At 70.0% G+C, this 18,985-nt stretch carries 19 protein-coding genes and 1 tRNA gene; 8 read left to right on the plus strand and 12 right to left on the minus strand.

Going from position 1 to position 18,985, the window contains the following annotated elements:
- Nucleotides 1–51: 51 nt before the first annotated feature.
- Entirely contained in the window at nucleotides 52–1,470 is a 1,419-nt protein-coding gene (locus OO69_RS15725; RefSeq protein WP_199810953.1) for an NAD(P)/FAD-dependent oxidoreductase, read from the minus strand.
- 9 nt (nucleotides 1,471–1,479) lie between these two features.
- Nucleotides 1,480–2,133, minus strand: coding sequence for a rhomboid-like protein (locus OO69_RS15730; protein WP_199810954.1), 654 nt, complete (start codon nucleotides 2,131–2,133; stop codon nucleotides 1,480–1,482).
- Between OO69_RS15730 and OO69_RS15735 the strand changes: the two genes are divergently transcribed.
- Nucleotides 2,132–3,049: an aminoglycoside phosphotransferase family protein gene (locus tag OO69_RS15735; RefSeq protein WP_063744444.1), complete on the plus strand. Its 918-nt coding sequence runs from the start codon at nucleotides 2,132–2,134 to the stop codon at nucleotides 3,047–3,049. The genes OO69_RS15730 and OO69_RS15735 overlap by 2 nt on opposite strands.
- A gap of 10 nt (nucleotides 3,050–3,059) precedes the next feature.
- Here OO69_RS15735 and OO69_RS15740 read toward each other — a convergent pair whose 3' ends face one another.
- Nucleotides 3,060–3,992: a LysR family transcriptional regulator gene (locus tag OO69_RS15740; protein ID WP_033281394.1), complete on the minus strand. Its 933-nt coding sequence runs from the start codon at nucleotides 3,990–3,992 to the stop codon at nucleotides 3,060–3,062.
- A gap of 220 nt (nucleotides 3,993–4,212) precedes the next feature.
- Between OO69_RS15740 and OO69_RS15745 the strand changes: the two genes are divergently transcribed.
- The 3 genes from OO69_RS15745 (at nucleotide 4,213) to OO69_RS15755 (ending at nucleotide 7,090) form a co-directional block, all read left to right on the plus strand.
- The gene (locus OO69_RS15745) at nucleotides 4,213–5,463 is read left to right on the plus strand and encodes an MFS transporter (RefSeq protein ID WP_033281249.1); all 1,251 of its coding nucleotides are present in this window, start codon (nucleotides 4,213–4,215) and stop codon (nucleotides 5,461–5,463) included.
- Complete coding sequence (locus tag OO69_RS15750; protein ID WP_033281250.1) at nucleotides 5,460–5,939, plus strand: GNAT family N-acetyltransferase; 480 nt, start codon at nucleotides 5,460–5,462, stop codon at nucleotides 5,937–5,939. Before OO69_RS15745 ends, OO69_RS15750 begins: the two co-directional genes overlap by 4 nt.
- A gap of 125 nt (nucleotides 5,940–6,064) precedes the next feature.
- Nucleotides 6,065–7,090, plus strand: coding sequence for a DUF4037 domain-containing protein (locus OO69_RS15755; RefSeq protein ID WP_033281251.1), 1,026 nt, complete (start codon nucleotides 6,065–6,067; stop codon nucleotides 7,088–7,090).
- Here OO69_RS15755 and OO69_RS15760 read toward each other — a convergent pair whose 3' ends face one another.
- The 3 genes from OO69_RS15760 to OO69_RS15770 all read right to left on the minus strand — a co-directional run bounded on the left by OO69_RS15760 (nucleotide 7,091) and on the right by OO69_RS15770 (nucleotide 8,274).
- Nucleotides 7,091–7,339: a helix-turn-helix domain-containing protein gene (locus tag OO69_RS15760; RefSeq protein ID WP_033281252.1), complete on the minus strand. Its 249-nt coding sequence runs from the start codon at nucleotides 7,337–7,339 to the stop codon at nucleotides 7,091–7,093.
- Nucleotides 7,339–7,953 carry a hypothetical protein gene (locus tag OO69_RS15765; RefSeq protein ID WP_033281253.1) on the minus strand — a complete coding sequence of 205 codons (615 nt, stop codon included), beginning with the start codon at nucleotides 7,951–7,953 and terminating at the stop codon, nucleotides 7,339–7,341. Before OO69_RS15765 ends, OO69_RS15760 begins: the two co-directional genes overlap by 1 nt.
- A 247-nt stretch (nucleotides 7,954–8,200) precedes the next feature.
- A tRNA-Thr gene (locus OO69_RS15770) sits at nucleotides 8,201–8,274 on the minus strand.
- A 225-nt stretch (nucleotides 8,275–8,499) separates the two neighbouring features.
- Here OO69_RS15770 and OO69_RS15775 point away from each other — a divergent pair.
- The 3 genes from OO69_RS15775 to OO69_RS15785 all read left to right on the plus strand — a co-directional run bounded on the left by OO69_RS15775 (nucleotide 8,500) and on the right by OO69_RS15785 (nucleotide 11,162).
- Nucleotides 8,500–9,636, plus strand: coding sequence for an ABC transporter ATP-binding protein (locus OO69_RS15775; protein ID WP_033281254.1), 1,137 nt, complete (start codon nucleotides 8,500–8,502; stop codon nucleotides 9,634–9,636).
- Between the two features lie 242 nt (nucleotides 9,637–9,878).
- Complete coding sequence (locus OO69_RS15780; RefSeq protein WP_033281255.1) at nucleotides 9,879–10,334, plus strand: hypothetical protein; 456 nt, start codon at nucleotides 9,879–9,881, stop codon at nucleotides 10,332–10,334.
- A 96-nt stretch (nucleotides 10,335–10,430) separates the two neighbouring features.
- A complete protein-coding gene (locus OO69_RS15785; RefSeq protein ID WP_033281256.1) occupies nucleotides 10,431–11,162 on the plus strand; it encodes a nucleotidyltransferase family protein in 732 nt (243 codons plus the stop codon).
- A 171-nt stretch (nucleotides 11,163–11,333) separates the two neighbouring features.
- Here OO69_RS15785 and OO69_RS15790 read toward each other — a convergent pair whose 3' ends face one another.
- The 6 genes from OO69_RS15790 to OO69_RS15815 form a co-directional block, all read right to left on the minus strand.
- Nucleotides 11,334–12,944 carry a DoxX family protein gene (locus OO69_RS15790; RefSeq protein WP_033281257.1) on the minus strand — a complete coding sequence of 537 codons (1,611 nt, stop codon included), beginning with the start codon at nucleotides 12,942–12,944 and terminating at the stop codon, nucleotides 11,334–11,336.
- Between the two features lie 118 nt (nucleotides 12,945–13,062).
- Nucleotides 13,063–14,004 carry a 23S rRNA (guanosine(2251)-2'-O)-methyltransferase RlmB gene (gene rlmB, locus OO69_RS15795; RefSeq protein ID WP_033281258.1) on the minus strand — a complete coding sequence of 314 codons (942 nt, stop codon included), beginning with the start codon at nucleotides 14,002–14,004 and terminating at the stop codon, nucleotides 13,063–13,065.
- A 121-nt stretch (nucleotides 14,005–14,125) separates the two neighbouring features.
- Complete coding sequence (gene cysS / locus OO69_RS15800) at nucleotides 14,126–15,529, minus strand: cysteine--tRNA ligase (RefSeq protein ID WP_033281259.1); 1,404 nt, start codon at nucleotides 15,527–15,529, stop codon at nucleotides 14,126–14,128.
- 114 nt (nucleotides 15,530–15,643) lie between these two features.
- Nucleotides 15,644–16,138 carry a 2-C-methyl-D-erythritol 2,4-cyclodiphosphate synthase gene (gene ispF / locus OO69_RS15805; protein ID WP_033281260.1) on the minus strand — a complete coding sequence of 165 codons (495 nt, stop codon included), beginning with the start codon at nucleotides 16,136–16,138 and terminating at the stop codon, nucleotides 15,644–15,646.
- On the minus strand, nucleotides 16,128–16,880 hold the full coding sequence (gene ispD / locus OO69_RS15810; protein WP_033281261.1) for a 2-C-methyl-D-erythritol 4-phosphate cytidylyltransferase: 753 nt from the start codon (nucleotides 16,878–16,880) through the stop codon (nucleotides 16,128–16,130). The genes ispF and ispD overlap by 11 nt, the downstream gene beginning before the upstream one ends.
- Nucleotides 16,881–17,189: 309 nt before the next feature.
- Nucleotides 17,190–17,672, minus strand: a complete 483-nt coding sequence (locus OO69_RS15815; RefSeq protein ID WP_003953493.1) for a CarD family transcriptional regulator — start codon at nucleotides 17,670–17,672, stop codon at nucleotides 17,190–17,192.
- Between the two features lie 588 nt (nucleotides 17,673–18,260).
- On the opposite strand from OO69_RS15815, the gene OO69_RS15820 reads away from it, so the two are divergent.
- A complete protein-coding gene (locus OO69_RS15820) occupies nucleotides 18,261–18,917 on the plus strand; it encodes a hypothetical protein (RefSeq protein ID WP_033281262.1) in 657 nt (218 codons plus the stop codon).
- Nucleotides 18,918–18,985: the final 68 nt, after the last annotated feature.

The raw sequence follows: 18,985 nt of genomic DNA on the forward strand, positions 1-18,985 counted from the left end.
CCCAGGGGCGCGGGACCCGCACCCGACAACGAACCGCCCAAGCCTCAGGCCTCAGTGCCGCCCAGCCACCCGATCCGCCACCCGGGCCAACCGCGACGACTCCCCACTGAACCCGCCCAGTTCACGCCGATCCGCCGCCCGATACGTCGCGTACATCCCCTGAACCCCCAACCACCGAAACGGCTCCGGCTCCCACTTCCGCACCTTGTGCCCGACCCACGGCAGCCCGGTCAGTTCAGTCGCCCCCGCCTGCCCAGAGTCCAGCTGCACCAGATCCCGCAACGTCCGCCCGGCGAGATTCGTCGTGGCCACCCCCGACCCGACGTACCCCCCGGCCCACCCCAGCCCCGTAGAACGATCCAGCGTCACCGTCGCACACCAGTCCCGCGGCACCCCCAGAACCCCCGACCACGCATGCTCGACCCGCACCCCCGCGAGCGACGGAAAGAACCGCACAAGAATCTCCCGCAACGCCTCGACGGTCGCCACCTGCGTCCGCCCGTCGTGGTCGGTCCGCGACCCGAACCGGTACGGCACCCCCCGCCCGCCCAACGCGATCCGCCCGTCACCGGTCCGCTGCGCGTACATGTACGCGTGCGCCATGTCCCCGAGCGTCTCGAGCCCGCCCCACCCCACCGACTCCCACTGCGCATCGGTCAGCGGCTCGGTAGCGATCATCGAGGAGTTCATCGGCAGCCAGGTCCGCCGCTGCCCCTTCAGATTCGCGGTGAACCCCTCGGTACAGCGCAGCACATAGGGTGCGCGAACGGTCCCGTACGGCGTCACCGCGTGCTTGGGCCGAATCTCCGTCACCGGCGTCGACTCGTGAATCGTGACGCCCAGCGCCTCCACCACCGCCGCGAGCCCCTTCACCAGCTTCACCGGATGCAGCCGAGCGCCATGCGGAGTCCACGTGGACCCGACCGCGTCCGCGACCCGGATCCGCTCACCGGTCTCCCGCGCGCCGTACAGCTCACGGTCCGTCTCGCCGTACGACAGCTCGTGCTCATGAAAAGCCTTCAGCCGCGCCAACTGAGCGGGCGTACAAGCGACTTCGAGCACGCCCCCACGATGGATGTCGGCCTCGATCCCCTCCGCCTCCGCAACCCTGACGACCTCGCCGACGGTGTCGTTCATGGCCTTCTGCAGACGTACGGCGGCTTCCCGCCCATGGAGTTTCGCGTACCGGTCGCGCCCCGCGATCCCGTTGTACAGCCACCCGCCGTTCCGCCCCGAGGCGCCGTACCCGCAGAACTTCTGCTCCAGGACGGTGACCCGGAGGAAGGGCGCCGCCTTCTTCAGGTAGTACGCGGTCCACAGCCCCGTGTACCCGCCGCCGACGATCACGACATCGGCGGAGGCGTCCCCCGCGAGGGGCTCCCGTCGCGCCGGGAGGCCGTCGTCCGCGTACCAGAAGGAGATGCCGCCGTTCACGACACCGCTCATGCCACCGCCCACCGAGCTGCTCATATCCGGACGCTAACCCCTGAGCGCGGCCACTGTCTCCTTCGGATTCCATGCTTTTCCACAGCCCCTGACCAGCGGATAACACGCAAGACCGATCACCACGGAGGTGAAATGCCCGAGATCGGTGAAGGTCCGGCCGGTCGCCAACGGCACCCCGTAGACGGCCAGTACGACCACCAGATACGGGTACCGCCACGGCACCGCGATCCGGTACACCAACACGCCCACCACCCCCGCCAGCGCGTAACTCACCCCGATGTCAAGGGTGTTGACCGCGGACTGCGGTGCCACGCCCCTCCTGATCGCCTCCAGCAGCGCGCCCTCGCTGATCAGCGTGGCCAGCACATGCGCGGCCACAACCACCATCAGCCACCGCGCCGTCCCGAGCCACCGTTCCGCCTGCGCGTGGAACACCGTGTACAGCGCCGCGTACGGCAGCCAGCGCCCCCCGTCCATCCACATCGCGCTCGCGAACAGCACCCGCACCGGGTTGTTCGACAGCTCGTGGATGTTGGTGGACCGCTGCCGCAGGAACTCCTGCTCGAACTCCGGTGACATGTGATGCATGGCGACCGTGGTGACGAACAGGATCCCCAGCCAGACATACGTGCCGGGGGCACTACGCACATACGCCCACACCCTGTGGAGGCCCCGGGTAATTCGCATGAGCCGATTCACGCACGCAAGTATCGTCGGAGGCGTGATCGACATCCCGGCCGCGCTGGCCGCCTCCCAGGCGAGGTTCAACGGGGCGGCCGGACGCGCCTTCGTCGCAGAACTTCCGCAGCGGGCGGCCGGCTTCCTCGACCGCTGGTCACTACGGCTCGACGGCCCCTCGATGTACGGCAATTGCGCCCTGGTCCTGCCCGTCCTGCGCACCGACGGCACCCGGGCCGCGCTGAAACTCCAGTACCTCGACGAGGAGACGGCGGGCGAGCCGATCGCCCTGCGCACCTGGTCCGGCGACGGTGCCGTACGACTTCTGGAGTACGACGACGGGACCGGCACCCTGCTCCTGGAACGCCTCGACGCGTCCCGCGCCCTCACGCACGAACCGGACTCCCGCGCCGCAGCCGTCGTGATCGCCCGCCTGCTCGCGCGCCTGACGGCGGTATCCGCACCGCCGGAGCTGCGCCAGGACCTCGGCACACTGGCTGCGGCCATGCTGGAACGGGTGCCCGCGGCCCTCCCCCGCCTCTCCGACCCGGCCGACCGACGTCTGATCGAGGACTGCGCGACGGCGGTGCGCGAGGTCGCGGCCGAGCCCGGCGACCGGCTGCTGCACTGGGACCTGCACTACGACAACGTCCTCGCCGCCGACCGTGAGCGCTGGCTGGCCATCGACCCGAAGCCGCTGGCGGGCGACCCCGGGTTCGAGCTCTTCCCCGCGCTGGGCAACCGTTTCGACGCCGACGAAATCCGTTGGCGCTTCGACGCGATGACGGACGTGATGGGTCTCGACCGGGCACGGGCGCGGGCCTGGACGCTCGGCCGGGTGCTGCAGAACGCGCTGTGGGCGATCGAGGACGGCAGCCCGCCCGCGCCGGATCACCTGGAGATCGCGCGGCGCCTGCGCGACTGACCCGGGGCGCCTACGCCCAGGCCGGTGTCCAGGTCTCCGTGTCGTCGGAGTGACCGGACCCGCCGGCGTCGCGGAGGTGATCGCCGAGAGCGGCCAACGCGGGGTGCCGGTTGTCGCGGTGCCGGAGCAGCGAGTGCGGGTAGACGGGCGTCGGATGCCGTACGGCGATACGGCGCAGGTCGTGGCCGGCGGGCCAGACCAGGCGGGTCTGCTCGCCGACGAGGGTCGCCAGCGAAGCCGAACCGGCGATGGTGTCCAGCAGCGGCTCCACCCCGAAGTCGGGGCCGTTGCTCTCGATGGTGAGCCCGAACGCGGCCGCGAGCGCGTCGTAGTACGCGGCCCACTCGGTGCCGGGCACGAGGCCGGGCATCCAGATCCGGTGCCCGACGAGGTCGGCCGGGGTGACCGTGCGGGCGGCGGCGAGCGGGTGGGCCGGGCCGGTGAGGAGCTGGACGGGTTCGTCGAAGGCCCGGCTGACCTCGAGGTCGTCGCGGAGCCGTGCGCCGGTCGCCATGACGGCGCGGAAGGACACGTCGACCGTGCCGGAGCGGATGGCGTCCACGGCCGCGTCGGCGTCGAAGAGGGTCACGACGTCCAGCTCGACCTCGGGGTGGGCGCGGTGGAAGTCCCGTAGCAGCGCGGCCGGGGCGAGTCCGCGGCCGATCACGTCGACGCGCAGGGCGCGGTGGCCGGGCCGGACGGAGGCGAAGGCCCGCGCCTCGGCGCGCAGCAGCTCGCGGGCGTACGGCAGGAACGCCCGCCCGTCGACGGTCAGTTCGGCCCCGCGCGGGGTCCGCGCGAAGAGCCGTACGCCTACGGACCGCTCCAGCGCGGCGACCCGCTTGGAGACGGCCTGCTGGGTGACCGACAACTCCGTGGCCGCATGCTGGAAACGGCCCGCGTCCGCGATGGCCACGAAGGTGCGCACAGCGTCGAGATCCACGTCGGCGACGATACTGGCGGCCACTGACAATCGCCGTTCATCAGCGGGGACAACCAGGGGTTGTCGCTCCCCGGCGAGTCGGTTGTTTGATCTCGGCGTGCGGCACTCGCTTGGATGCCGGTGGCCGACGTCGTGACCGCGGCCGGCGGGTAGGTGTCCCGGAAAAAGTGTGTCAGTTTCGCGGAAAGTGTCACACTTTTCCGGAGAGGGTGGGGCGGGGATGGCGGGGAGACGCGCGCTGGGGCGCCGGTTCGGGTGGCTGTGGGCGTCGTTCGCGGTCAGCTCGTACGGCACCGGGCTCGGGTTCGGCGCGTTCTCCTTCATGGCGATCCTCGTGCTGCACTCCGGGCCGACCCAGGTCGCGGTGCTCGCCGCGTCGGGGCGGGCGGTGGGCGCCCTGGTCGCCGTACCGCTGGGGCCGTGGGTGGAGTTCCGCCGCAAGCGGCCGGTGATGATCGCGATGGACCTGACCCGGTTCGGGGCGCTGCTGACCGTCCCCGTCGCGTTCGCGCTCGGGCTGCTCACCTTCGCCCAGCTCCTCGTGGTCTCGGTCGTCGTCGCCGCGGCGAACATCGCGTTCAACGCGGCGAGCGGCTCGTACCTGAAGGCGCTGGTGCCGCGGGAGGACCTGCTGGTCGCGAACTCCCGCTTCGAGTCGACGACTTGGACGTCGACGATGCTCGGGCCGCCGCTCGGCGGGGTCGCGATCGGACTGTTCGGCCCGGTGACGACGGTGGTGGCCGACGCGGTCAGCCATCTGCTCTCGGCGCTCGGCATCCGTGCCATCGGCGGGACGGAACCGCGCCCCGAGCGCAGCGGCGGGCCCCGGCTGCGCGCGGGCGACCTGCTCGACGGCTGGCGCTACATCCTCGCCCACCCCACCCTGCGCCCGCTGCTCCTCAACGCGATGACGGTCAACGGCCTGATCATGGCCGCCGAGCCGCTGCTCGCCGTACTCCTGCTGGGTCATCTCGGCTTCTCCCCGTGGCAGTACGCCCTCGCGCTCGCGGCCTCCTCCGGCGCCGGGGGCTTCGTCGGCTCCCGCCTCGCGCGCCCGCTGGCGGCCCGGTTCGGGCAGCGCAGGGTGATGCTGGTCTCCGGGACACTGCGCGCGTGCTGGCCGATCGGCCTGGCGTTCGTCCGCCCCGGAGTCCCCGGGATGCTCCTCGTCACGGGCGTCCAACTCGGCCTGGTGACCTGCATCGGCGTCTTCAACCCCCTCCTGGCCACCGCCCGCCTCGAACACACGGCCCCCGACCGGGTCGCCCGCACCCTGACCGCCTGGTCGATCAGCACGAGTACGGCGATCGCGGCGACGACGGCGGCGTGGGGTGTGCTGGCGGCGGCCACCGGCCCCCGTACGGCGATCGCGATCGCGGGGGTGCTGCTGCTGGCGAGCCCGCTGCTGCTGCCGCGCAGGGAACACGCCGAGCAGGGCAGGGACCCGAGCCCGTCTACCCTCTCCGCATGATTCGCACCGCGACCCCCACCGACATCCCCGTCATCCACGCCCTGATCCGCGAACTCGCCGCCTACGAAAAGGAACCCCAGGAGGCGAGGGCGACCCCGGAACAGCTGCACGAGGCCCTCTTCGGCGAACACCCCGGCGCCTACGCCCACATCGCGACCGACGACACCACCGGCGAACCGATCGGCTTCGCGCTGTGGTTTCTCAACTTCTCGACCTGGCGTGGCGTCCACGGCATCTACCTGGAGGACCTCTACGTCCGCCCCACCGCCCGCGGCACCGGCCACGGCAAGGCCCTCCTCACGGAACTCGCCCGCATCTGCGTCGCCCGCGGCTACGAACGCCTGGAGTGGTCCGTCCTCGACTGGAACCGCCCCTCGATCGACTTCTACGAGGCGCTGGGCGCCCGCCCGCAGGACGAGTGGACGGTGTACCGGCTGACGGACGGGGCGTTGAGACAGCTGGGCGGGCGCGAGTGACCGGCGGTCCACCTGCCCACCTGCCCGACTGGGCGTCTGTGGCCGGGAGTTGAGGGCCGACGGCGAAAATTGGGGCGCACGATCATGGGGAGACTGGGCAGGGTCGGGGCATGAGCTTCACAAATATGCCAACTTTTTTACCGGGCCTCGAACTCTCCCGCCGTTTCTACACAGAAGCCGTCCGCCCCCTCCTGGAGGACGCGGCCCCCGACATCCCGCACTCCGCCGCCCGCATCGGCAGCGGCTCCGAGGTCCTCGGCTACGACACCCCCCGCTCGACGGACCACGAATGGGGCCCGCGTCTCCAGCTCTTCCTCCGTCCCCGGGACGTCCCCCGCCACGCGGGCCGCATCAGACACCACCTCGCCGAGCACCTCCCGAAGACCTTCCACGGCTACCCGACGAACTTCGCCCCGACGACGGACGGCGAAGTCCGCGTCATGCGCACCACCACCGGCCCGGTCCACCACAGGGTCGAAGTAACCCACACCACGGCGTGGTTCGAGGCGACGCTCGGCTTCGACCCGACGCACGACATCACCACGGCGGACTGGCTGACGCCCCCCACCCAGCTCCTGGCCGAGGTCACGGGCGGCGCGGTCTTCCACGACGGCCTGCACGAACTGGGCCCCCTGCGCCACACCCTCGGCTGGTACCCCCGGGACGTCTGGCTCCACGTCCTGGCCCGCCAGTGGAACCACATCTCCCAGGAGGAGGCCTTCGTGGGCCGCTGCGGCGAGGTCGGCGACGAACTCGGCTCGGCGACAATCGCCGCGGGCCTGACCCAGACCCTGATGCGCCTGTGCCTCCTGATGGACCGCCGCTACCCCCCGTACAACAAATGGCTGGGCACGGCCTTCGCCCGCACGACGGCCGGCCACCGCCTGATCCCGGTCCTGACGGCCGCCCTCGCGGCGACGGACTGGCACACGAGGGAGAAACACCTCGCCTACGCCTACGAAGCGGTGGCCGGCATCCACAACCAACTGAACCTGACCGACCGCGTGGACCCCACCACCCGCCCGTACCACTCCAGACCCTTCCGGGTCCTCCACGCCGACCGCTTCACCAAGGCCCTCACGTCCCGCATCACGGACCCGACGCTGAGGGAACTCCCGGACGCCGTACGAAAGCCCCTGTCACCAGGGTGATCAGGGCGGTCCGGGGCGGTGGCTGAGCAGGTCCCCCGGCTGGCACTGGAGGACTTCGCAGATCCGGGTGAGGGTGGTGAACCGGATCGCCTTGGCGCGTCCGTTCTTGAGGACGGACAGGTTGACGTTGGTCACGCCGACGCGGTGGGCGAGTTCGGTGAGGGTCATACCGCGCTCGCTGAGGAGCCGGTCGAGGTGCACCTCGATGTCGTGCCCCTCGTGGCCCTCGTGATCGTCGTCCGCGGCCATCAGACGACCCCTTCGAGGTCCTCGCGCATGGACGCGCCCGCGAGGGTGATCCGGGCGAAGGTGAGCAGGCCGAGACCGGTCAGTACGGCCAGATAAGGGGTCGACCACAGGCCCAGCCAGGCACCGGCCGTGAACTCCGCGGACTTGGCGAGTTCCGCGAGCAGGGCCGCTCTGGCGTTGGCCTCGACGATCTCGACGACCAGGCTCCCCAGCAGCAGCCACCAGCCCAGCCGACGGAACCGGGCCGCGGTCCGAACGGTGTGGATGCCGTCCCGCGCCGCTCCCTGCAGCAGCCGGTGCAGCAGGAAGAGACCGCTGATCAGCAACAGCGTCGAGGGCAGCGTCCCGAGCGCGTCGAGGAGACGGAGCTGTGCGTCCGGGTTCTCGGCGCAGTAGCGGGGCACGGAGCCGACCCGCACACCACTCTCGGGAAGAAAGCCGCCGGGGACGGTCGAGCTGCTGCCGGAATCATCGGTGACACAGACACTGACGCCTCCCCAACTGCCCCGAACCACACTGAAGACCACCCCCGCCGTCAGCAGCGCCAGCAGAACACGCAGGACGACGGACACGACCGTGGCCATGGGTTCGAGCATCTTCCGGTCCTCGGGCATGTCACGCACCTCGCTTATCGTTTGTCGATGTTATCGATTTTCGATGCTATCGATAAACGATAGATCAGGCGAAGGGGGTGACACAAGGGGCCCGGGCGAGCAGACGACCGTGCCCGGGTGACGCGCTCTCACGCCGCAGGGGAAGGCAGGCACACGGCAGAACCTCTGGCCTGACGCGCCAGCAGAAACAAGGTCACGGCATGCAAAAGGTCCAGGTCAGATGGGTGTCCGACCTGGACCTTGACTGAGCCCCCTGTCGGATTCGAACCGACGACCTACGCATTACAAGTGCGTTGCTCTGGCCAACTGAGCTAAGGAGGCCTGCGTGTGCGCGGCGGCGCGCGCGATCACGTGCCCGTGCAGTGTACCCAGGTCCCCGCACCCCCCTGTCGAAAATTTCCTCGAAGTTCACATGGGTCCAGGTACTGACAGACCAGGCAAACGCCAGGTACTGTCCTGACCCAGTTCACTCGCGTGGACTACACCACCACCTTCCTACAACGGATCGTCCGGCACGTTCCTGCCGGTAGAAGGGGGCCCTTCACCATGGCCACTGTTTCGTTCGACAAGGCGACCCGGATCTACCCGGGTTCCGAGAAGCCCGCCGTAGACGGACTCGAGATCGAGATCGAGGACGGGGAGTTCCTCGTTCTGGTCGGTCCCTCCGGCTGTGGCAAGTCCACCTCGCTCCGCATGCTCGCGGGGCTCGAGGACGTCAACGCCGGCGCCATCCGCATCGGTGACCGCGACGTCACGCACCTGCCGCCGAAGGACCGGGACATCGCCATGGTGTTCCAGAACTACGCGCTGTACCCGCACATGACCGTCGCCGACAACATGGGCTTCGCGCTCAAGATCGCCGGCGTCAACAAGGCCGAGATCCGCCAGAAGGTGGAGGACGCGGCGAAGATCCTCGACCTCACGGACTACCTCGGCCGCAAGCCGAAGGCCCTCTCCGGCGGTCAGCGCCAGCGCGTCGCGATGGGCCGCGCCATCGTGCGTGAGCCCCAGGTCTTCCTCATGGACGAGCCGCTGTCGAACCTCGACGCCAAGCTCCGCGTCTCCACCCGTACGCAGATCGCCTCGCTGCAGCGCCGCCTCGGCATCACCACCGTCTACGTCACCCACGACCAGGTCGAGGCCATGACGATGGGCGACCGCGTGGCCGTACTGAAGGACGGTCTGCTCCAGCAGGTCGACTCGCCGCGCAACATGTACGACCGCCCCAAGAACCTCTTCGTCGCCGGCTTCATCGGCTCCCCCGCCATGAACCTGATCGAGGTCCCGATCACCGACGGCGGCGTGAAGTTCGGCAACTCGGTCGTCCCCGTCAACCGCGAGGCGCTCAAGGCCGCCACCGACAAGGGTGACCGCACGGTCACCGTCGGCGTGCGCCCCGAGCACTTCGACATCGACGAGCACAACGGCGAGGCCGCGAAGACCCTCACCAAGGACACCGAGGACGCCCCGGCCGGTCTCGCCGTCTCCGTGAACGTCGTCGAGGAGCTGGGCGCCGACGGTTACGTCTACGGCAGCGCCAAGGTCGACGACAACCTCACGGACCTCGTCGTCCGCGTCAGCGGCCGCTCGGTGCCGGAGAAGGGCGCCACGCTCCACGTGGTGCCGCGTCCGGGTGAGATCCACGTGTTCTCGACCTCCACGGGCGAGCGCCTCACCGACTGACCGGGCATCACCGGCTGATCAGGTCTCACCGACTGATCAAACGTTCCCAGGAAGGGCCCCGCGGATCGCCGCGGGGCCCTTCCCGTTGCCCGCGGACGCCCGACCGTGTCGACAAATACCCCGGCAGAGCGGTCATTTCGAGCAGCGTTCGTCAACCCCCTACCCAATCCGAGGCACCAATCCATCCCCCGAATTGGTGACTAAATGTCGCCAAATCATTACCGGACGCTACCCTCACACGCGTGAAGCACTCCAATAACCAACAGCCGCGACGCGGCCGGGGCCCCGCCCGCCGGGTCGGCCGCACGCTCGCCCTCGTCCTGCCCGTCGTCATGGTGCTCTCCGGGACCCTCGCGGTCACCCGGGTCAACTGGTCGGGGAGCCCCTCCAGCTCGATGCTCACCGCGACGGACGTCACGGCGGCCGGAGCCTCCTCGCGGGCCGCCGCACGCGCCCCGCAGGACATCCTGCGCGACCAGCTCATGACCGAGCTCCAGGACAAGAACCCCGGCGTCGTCCTGACGCACCTCCAGGAGGCGGTGAACGGCCACCCGTCGCTCGCCACGCACTGCACCTCCATCGCCCGCGCACTGGGCCGCGCCGCGGTCCGTATCTACGGCGCCGCCCGCGCCCAGTCCTACGCCCGCCCCGTGTGCGACACCTCGTTCGCCTCCGGGGTCATGGCCGCGCACAGCTGACCGGAGCCGGTGCCCGGAGTAGGAGGTCGGTAACGGCTGATTAAGGAACGGTTGCAGCCGAAAGATGCGGTGGGGCCGCCACGTACAGTTCGGGTCATGACCGATCCGAACGCCGCGTCGCGCCCCACCCAAGCCGTGATCCTGGCCGGTGGCCAGGGATCCCGGCTGCGCCCGTACACCGACGACCGGCCCAAGCCGATGGTCGAGATCCCCGGCACGGGGACTCCGATCATCGGCCATCAGCTCGTCTGGCTCGCCGAGGAGGGCGTGACCGACGTCGTCGTCAGCTGCGGGCATCTCGCCGAGGTGCTGCAGGACTGGCTGAAGTCGGCCGATCTGCCGGTCGAGGTGACCACGGTCGTCGAGACGGAGCCGCTGGGGCGTGGAGGTGGGCTCAAGTACGCCGCCGCGCATCTGCCGCGGCCTGACAGCGCGTGGTACGCCACGAACGGGGACATCTGGACCCGGTTCTCGCTGCGCGACATGGCCGACTTCCACACCGAGCGGGATGCGGTCGCCACGATTGCGTTGGCTCGGCCGCGGATTCCCTGGGGGGCCGTACAGACCGACGGGTTCGGGCGGGTCACTGACTTCATCGAGTCGCCGCCTACGCAGTACGCGATCAATGCGGGGGTGTACGTCTTCTCGCCCGAGTTCGCCGGGTTGTTGCCGGAGCGGGGGGATCACGAGCGGACGACGTTCCCTCACCTCGCGCGTGAGCGGCGGTTGGCCGGGTTCCCGATTCCGCAGGGGGCTTACTGGCGGGCCATCGATACCGCGAAGGATCTCCGGGAAGCCGCCAAGGAGCTTGCTGCGCTAGGGCGTTGACGGTCAGTCAGGTTGTGTTTTGAGTGCCGGTCCGCTGTGGCTGGTCGCGCAGTTCCCCGCGCCCCTAAAAGCAAAACCGCAGAGGGCCCGCACTGGAAAAGTGCGGGCCCTCTCACATTACTGGTGGTCAGCCGGTAGGGGACCGGGTCAGCAAGCCCCCCACCGGCCCAGTTACCCCAACAGGCCGCCCACCAGGCCCGGCTGGCCGGAGGAGGATGAACCTCCGGTGTTGGAGCCGCCGTTGGAGCCGGTGCCGCCGCCGCTGGTGCCACCGGTGGACGTGGGTCCTGAGGTGGTGCTGGGGGCCTGGCCGGCCGGGGAGGACTGCTGGGGCTGGGTGCGGCCCGCGGTGCCCTGGGTCTGGCTGGGGGCGCCGCTGGTGGCCGTACCGGAGGAGGAGTGGGTCGCGCCCGGGGTCGTCGCGGCGCCCGACGGCTTGGCCGAAGTCGCGGGCCGGGACGGGGACTTGGACGCCCTGGGGCTGCTGCTGTGGCTCTTGGTCGGTTCGCCGGGGAGCGGGGCGCCGGGCAGTTCGTTGCGCGGGGCCTCGCCGGGGCCGGGGACGACCACGCGGCTGGAGTCGCGGACCGCGCCGCCGAGCAGGGAGCCCACCAGCAGGGTGAGGCCGATGGAGACGGCCGTGACGAGGGCGCCGCGGCGCAGGACGTAGCGCCGCAACTCCCAGATGTCGGCGCGGGGTCCGAGGCGGCGCCAGGCGCTGCCCGCGAGGCGGCCGTCGACGGAGTAGACGGGGGCGCCCGCGATGATCAGCGGGGACCAGGCGGCGAGATAGATGATGTCGGGGGCGTCGTAGGCCGGGACGGTCTTCCAGCTGACCGTGACGATCAGTGCCGCGGAGAGCAGCGCGCCGAAGACCGCGGCGACCCGCTGCCACAGGCCGAGGATCGTCAGGACGCCCACGATGACCTGCGCGAAGGCGATGACGAGCCCGGAGCCGACCGGGTGCTGGAGCGCGAACTGCCGTAGCGGCTCGGCGACTTCCCACGGGTGGAGGGTGTTGAGCCACTTCACCATGGAGCCGCGCTTGCCGCCGTCGAAGTAGACGGGGTCGCACAGTTTGCCCATGCCGGCGTAGATGGTGATGAAGCCGAGGAAGATGCGCAGCGGGAGGAGGACGACCCCGAGGTTCATCCGGCGGCCGGGGTAATAGGCGTGCCGTACGGGCTCGTTGGGGTTGCGGCGGGTGCGACGCTCGCGTTCCGTGCCGTCGAAGTCCTCGAACTCCCCGTCACCGTAGGCGGGTTCGTCGTAGGCGCTGCCCACCGTCCGCATGGGCGGCAGGAGTCGGTTCTCGCCGGTGTCGTGGTCGCCGCCGCGCTGGGCGCCGACGACCGGGGTCTCGATGGTCCGCGCGGTCAGGTCGTCGTCGTAACCGCCGCTGTCGATACGGGGGATGACCTGCGTGGCTCCGGCGTCGCCGGCCGGTTCGTCGCCGTGGCGGACGCCCGTGCCGCGCACGGCCTGGAGCAGCCGGTGAGCGCCGGTGTCGTCCGGGGCGGACTTGCCGCTCCAGACGACGGGCCGGCGACGCGCGCCGGCGGCGGGGATCCGGCCGGGGGCCTCGGTGGCGCTCAGGTGCCGTGCGATCCGCGGCGACGGGGGACGCGACGAGGCGCCCAACTGCACGCGGAAGCTCGCATGATTGACGATGATCTGCGCCGGATCGCTCGGCACCTTCACCATGCTCAGCGCGGGAGCGTCGTCGAAGCCCGACGGGCCGTCCCCCGTGGGTGTGCGGGGTGTTCTGGTGTCCACACTCATCTAACCGAGTGACGTGTGTTTAGGACACTGCTTTGACTCGCCGGAAGTGTCCGGACCGCGTCAAGCGTGTGCCCGGCGCCCAGATTGCCCCGAGTGGGGGACGGTGCCGAACGTCCGTTCAGGAGCGCTTGCGTGCCGCCTCGTAGAGCACAACTCCGGCCGCCACACCGGCGTTCAGGGACTCCGCGCCACCGGGCATCGGGATGCGGACCCTGAAGTCGCAGGTCTCGCCCACGAGTCGGGACAGGCCCTTGCCCTCGCTGCCGACGACGATGACCACCGGGCCCTGCAGCGCGGCGAGTTCACCGACCTCGTGGTCACCGTCGGCCGCCAGACCGACGATCGCGAGACCCGCCTTCTTGTACGCCTCCAGCGCGCGCGTCAGGTTCGTGGCACGGGCTACGGGCGTACGGGCGGCCGTACCGGCGGACGTCTTCCACGCACCGGCGGTCATGCCGGCCGCGCGCCGCTCGGGGACGAGCACGCCGTGGCCGCCGAACGCGGCGACGGAGCGGACGATCGCGCCGAGGTTGCGCGGGTCGGTCACCCCGTCGAGGGCGACGATCAGCGGGTCCTCGCCCTTGTCGTAGGCCGCGTTGGCGAGGTCCTCGGCGTGCGCGTACTCGTACGGCGGGACCTGGAGGACCATGCCCTGGTGGTTGAGGCCGTTCGTCATGCGGTCGAGCTCGGGGCGCGGGGCCTCCATGAGGTGGACGCCACCGCGCTCGGCGACGAGCTGGAGCGCCTCGCGCACCCGCTCGTCGTTGTCGATGAACTGCTGGACGTAGAGCGTGACCGCCGGGACGCCCTCGCGCAGCGCCTCCACGACCGGGTTGCGGCCGACGACCATCTCGGACGTGCCCTTGCCGCCACGCCCGCGCGGCGCGGGACGGCGCTGGACCTGCTTGGCCTTGGAGTTGGCGATGCGGTTCTTCTTGTGGCCCTTGCGCGCCTCGGCGGGCGGGGTGGGGCCCTTGCCTTCGAGGCCCCTGCGCCGCTGGCCGCCACTGCCGACCTGCGCGCCCTTCTTGCCGGACATGCGGCGGTTGTTGGCTGCCATGACCTACCTGTCTGTGTGATCCGTCGTGGAGTGCGGTGAATACGTACGTCTATGCAGTGTGCCGCCCGGGAGGCCGGGCGGCACAGTCGATCTTCGTTGACCGGGTGCGATCGGGGTGGGTTCAGCGGGGGCCGAGGGTCCAGCGCGGGCCCTGTGGGCCGTCCTCGATGTTGAGTCCGGACTGGTTGAGCTGGTCGCGGATGCCGTCGGCGGTGGCCCAGTCCTTGCGGCCCCGGGCGGCCTCGCGCTGGTCGAGGACCATGCGGACCAGGGTGTCGACGACCCCGTGCAGGTCTTCGCCGCGGTCGCCGCCCTCGCCGACCCAGTGCGGGTCCAGCGGGTCGAGACCGAGGACGCCGAGCATGGCGCGCACCTCGGCGAGACGCGCTACGGCGGCTTCCTTGTCGTCGGCGGCGAGGGCGGAGTTGCCCTGCCGGACCGTGGTGTGGACCACAGCGAGTGCCTGCGGGACGCCCAGGTCGTCGTCCATCGCCTCGGCGAAGGCCGGCGGCACCTCGGCGGCGGGCTCGACGACTCCCCCGGCCTTCTCGACGACCCGCTGCACGAAGCCCTCGATCCGCGCGAACGCGGACTCCGCCTCGCGCAGGGCCTCCTCGCTGTACTCGATCATCGAGCGGTAGTGCGGGGTGCCGAGGTAGTAGCGCAGGACGATGGGGCGCCACCGCTTGACCATCTCGGACACGAGGACGGAGTTCCCGAGCGACTTCGACATCTTCTCGCCGCTCATGGTGACCCAGGCGTTGTGCACCCAGTACTGCGCGAAGTCGTCGCCGTAGCCCTTGGCCTGGGCGATCTCGTTCTCGTGGTGCGGGAAGATCAGGTCGAGGCCGCCGCCGTGGATGTCGAAGGCGGGGCCCAGGTACTTGTGCGCCATCGCCGAGCACTCCAGGTGCCAGCCGGGGCGGCCGCGGCCCCACGGGGTCTCCCAGTCGGGCTCGCCCGGCTTGGTCGCCTTCCACATCGCGAAGTCGCGCGGGTCGCGTTTGCCGGTGATGCCGTCCTCGGGGGGCTGGCGGAGGTCGTCGATGTCCTGGTTCGACAGCTCCAGGTAGTCCGGGTACGAGCGCACGTCGAAGTAGACGCTGCCGTCGGCCTCGTACGCGTGACCGCGCTCGATCAGGCCGCGCATCATCTCGATCATCTCGGGGACGTGGCCGGTCGCGCGTGGTTCGTACGTCGGGGGGAGGCAGCCGAGTGCCGTGTAACCGTCGTTGAACGCGCGCTCGTTCTCGTAGCCGATCGCCCACCAAGGGCGGCCCTGTTCACGGGACTTGGTGATGATCTTGTCGTCGATGTCCGTGACGTTGCGGATGAACGTGACGTCGTAGCCGCGGTGTTCGAACCAGCGGCGGAGGATGTCGAAGTTCAGGCCCGAGCGGATGTGGCCGATGTGGGGGGCGGCCTGCACGGTGGCGCCACAGAGGTAGATCGAGACACAGCCCGCTGTGAGCGGGGTGAAGTCGCGAATCTGCCGGGCGCTGGTGTCGTACAGGCGAATGGTCACGGTACAAGGGTAGTGGGCGTTTCCTTGTGCCTCAGACGGTTGGGTCGATTGTTAGCTGCGGGTCGGTGGGGGCTGGTCGCGCAGTTCCCCGCGCCCCTAAAAACGCCGGCCCGGTTAAGCGTGTTTGACCACCAGGGCGGTTGCCACTGCCATGAGGCCCTCGCCCCTGCCCGGGAAGCCGAGACCGTCCGTTGTTGCTCCCGATACCGAGACGGGAGCCCCTGCCGCCTCCGACAGCAGCTTCTGGGCCTCGTCCCGCCTCTTGCCGATCTTCGGGCGTGGTCCTACGACCTGTACCGCCACGTTGCCGATCGTGAAGCCGGCCTCGCGGACGATGCGGGCCGCCTCTGTCAGGAGGGTGACGCCGGACGCGCCCGACCACTCGGGGCGGCCGGTGCCGAAGTGTTGGCCCAGGTCGCCCAGGCCCGCTGCCGAGAAGAGGGCGTTGCAGGCCGCGTGGGCCACGACGTCCGCGTCGGAGTGGCCGGCCAGGCCCGGGCCCTCGTTCTCCCACTTCAGGCCGGCGCACCAGAGGTCGCGGCCCTCCTCGAAGGCGTGGATGTCGGTGCCGATGCCCACCTGCGGAAGGGGGTACGTCTCAGAAGCCATCGTTCAGCCTCCTGCGGGTCAGGACCGCCTCCGCGAGGACCAGGTCCAGGGGGCGGGTCACCTTGAAGGCCTCCTCGTGGCCGGGGACGACCACGACCGTGAGGCCGAGCTGCTCGACCATGCTCGCGTCGTCGGTGACGTTGTCGGTGACCGTTTCGTGGGCGTGGACCAGGGTCGCGCGGTCGAAGCCCTGCGGTGTCTGTACGGCGCGGAGGCGGGCGCGTTCCGGAGTGGCTACGACGGGCTCCGGGTCGCCGGGGTGCGCGGCCGGCTCGACTTCCTTGACCGTGTCCGCGAGGGGCAGGGCCGGGACCACGGCGGGGGCTCCGTCGCGTACGGCCTCGATGACCGCGTCGACCGTGTCCACCGGGACGAGCGGGCGGGCCGCGTCGTGGACCAGGACGATGTCGTGACCGGGGGGCAGGGCGTCCAGGCCGAGTTTCACGGACTCCTGGCGGGTCTCGCCGCCGGGGACGACGAGGAAGTCGGTGCGGTCCGGGAGGGCGTGTGCGTCCAGGAGGGTCTTGACCTCGGCCGCGCCGTCGGGCGGGGCCACTACGACGACCAGAGAGACCGCGCGGGACGCGGCCAGGGCGCGGATCGCGTGGATCAGCATGGGGGTGCCGTTCAGCGCGCGGAGCGCTTTGGGGGCGCCCGGGCCTAGGCGTACGCCCCGTCCGGCGGCCGGGATCACGGCGGCGACGGAGGACTGCGCCTGCGAAGAGCGCGAATCGTCAGACATCGGTTCCTGTCAGGTTTGTGTGCTCGACCTACGTGGGTATGGCCTCAGGAGTGCCGGGCGCGACGCCTTGACCGGACCCTTCCGTGACACCGGTCGAGCCTGCTGCCCGGGCCCGGCACACCATTATCGGGGGATGTCTCTCCGGCGTTCGACAGAGTCAGCGAGTCGGAGTCCCTGACCTCGACGGAGTCGCTCGCAGTCGGCGTCGGAAAATTTCCCCGAACATGCCGAAGCGCCCGGCGACAAGGGAGCTGTCATCGGGCACCACGGCATTTCAGTGTGCTGAGCAGGGCGTACCAGTCGCCTGCGTCAGGACGCGAGAACCTCGTCGAGCAGGGCCTCGGCCTTGTCCTCGTTCGTGTTCTCCGCGAGCGCGAGCTCACTCACCAGGATCTGGCGAGCCTTGGCGAGCATGCGCTTCTCACCTGCGGAGAGTCCGCGCTCGCGCTCACGACGCCACAGGTCACGGACGACTTCCGCGACCTTGATGACATCGCCGGAGGCGAGCTTCTCCAGATTTGCCTTGTAACGACGCGACCAGTTCGTGGGCTCCTCGGCATACGGAGCGCGCAGCACCTCGAAGACCCGGTCCAGCCCGTCCTGACCGACCACATCACGTACGCCGACGAACTCCGCATTGTCCGCTGGCACACGCACCGTCAGGTCACCCTGAGCGACCTTCAGCACCAAATAGGTCTTGTCCACGCCTTTGATCTGGCGAGTTTCGATAGCCTCGATCAGCGCGGCCCCGTGATGGGGATAGACCACGGTGTCGCCAACCTTGAACGTCATGTGACAGGTACCCCTTCCGTGGCTATCCAGGGTAACACGGAAACTGCGGGTTCTGAATGGCGTTTTCGCAGGTCAGAGCGCATCTCGGGGCTTGACAACAGCAACAGGAACGTGCTGCGGAGGCCGAGCGGAAGAGGGTATTCGCAGGTCGGAGCGGCTCTCCGGGCGAGGTGAAACGCGTACGTTACACACATCCGGAGGCGCCTCCAAGCGGACGAACGTCCCTAAATGTCTGGTTCCAAGTGCTCGACTTCCGCTACTCCGTTCGGTGGCCGGAGCCCGGTACGAGACGAATCCGGAATTGATCACCGAAGGCCGTCGAGTTGCCGGTGATCAATTATCCGGGGTGCCGTGCATTCTTCACCGAAAATCCGTCGGCAGACGTCTGAGCTGGTTATGTGAATGCCGGACGAGTGTCGGTCGCAAGTGACCCGCGAGTCACTTGAGGCACACGGGTACCCGGTTGAGGGAGGGTCGGGTGCGGTGGTGCGGGAACGGCTCGGTAACCTAAGGCCGCTGACAGACACTTAGGGCGGCTTTATTCGGGAGCCGCCCTGCTCCGCCCACGTTCAAGGAGTAGCCGCCGCCGTGAGCAGCAGCCTTCGACGCGGCGCCCTCGCCGCCGCCACCATCGCGTTCTCGATCGCCTCGCTCGCCGCGTGCGGTGCCGGCAACGACGCACAGACGCTGGAGGTCAAGCCGGACAACGCGGCCGTCTCCGTGGGCGTCATCAAGGTGCAGAACGCGCTCGTCATCACCCAGCCCCTCACCGAGTCCGGCACCGAGGCCACGGGCCCGGCGGTGATCTCCGCGACGGTGTTCAACACCAGCAAGGACCCCCAGACCCTGGACTCCGTCAGCGTCGACGGCGCCGGCGCGGTCACGCTGACCCCCGCCAAGGGCAAGGGCAAGCTGGTCGTCCCGGCCTTCGGCTCGCTCGTCCTGGGCGGCAAGGGCAACGCCTCCGCGGCGCTGACCGACCCCTCGGGCATCACGGACGGCAACGCCCAGAAGGTCACCTTCACCTTCAGCACGACCGGTGGCGTGAGCCTGAGCGCGTTCGTCGTCCCGGCCGACAGCTACTTCACCAAGTGGGGCCCCAGCTCCATCCCCTCGACGCCGGCCGCGGGCGCCACCGCGACCGGCTCCGGCTCGCCGAAGCCGGGCAAGAGCACGTCGGCCACCCCGACCGACGCGGCCTCCGCGAGTGCGACGGCCACGGAGTCGGCCACGACCACCGGCTGAGCGGCCGTAGTACGACACGACGAAGGGCGGGACCTCGCACAGAGGTCCCGCCCTTCGTCGTACGCAGG

It is taken from the genome of Streptomyces sp. NRRL F-525 (assembly GCF_000716605.1).
In the GTDB taxonomy this organism is placed as follows: domain Bacteria; phylum Actinomycetota; class Actinomycetes; order Streptomycetales; family Streptomycetaceae; genus Streptomyces.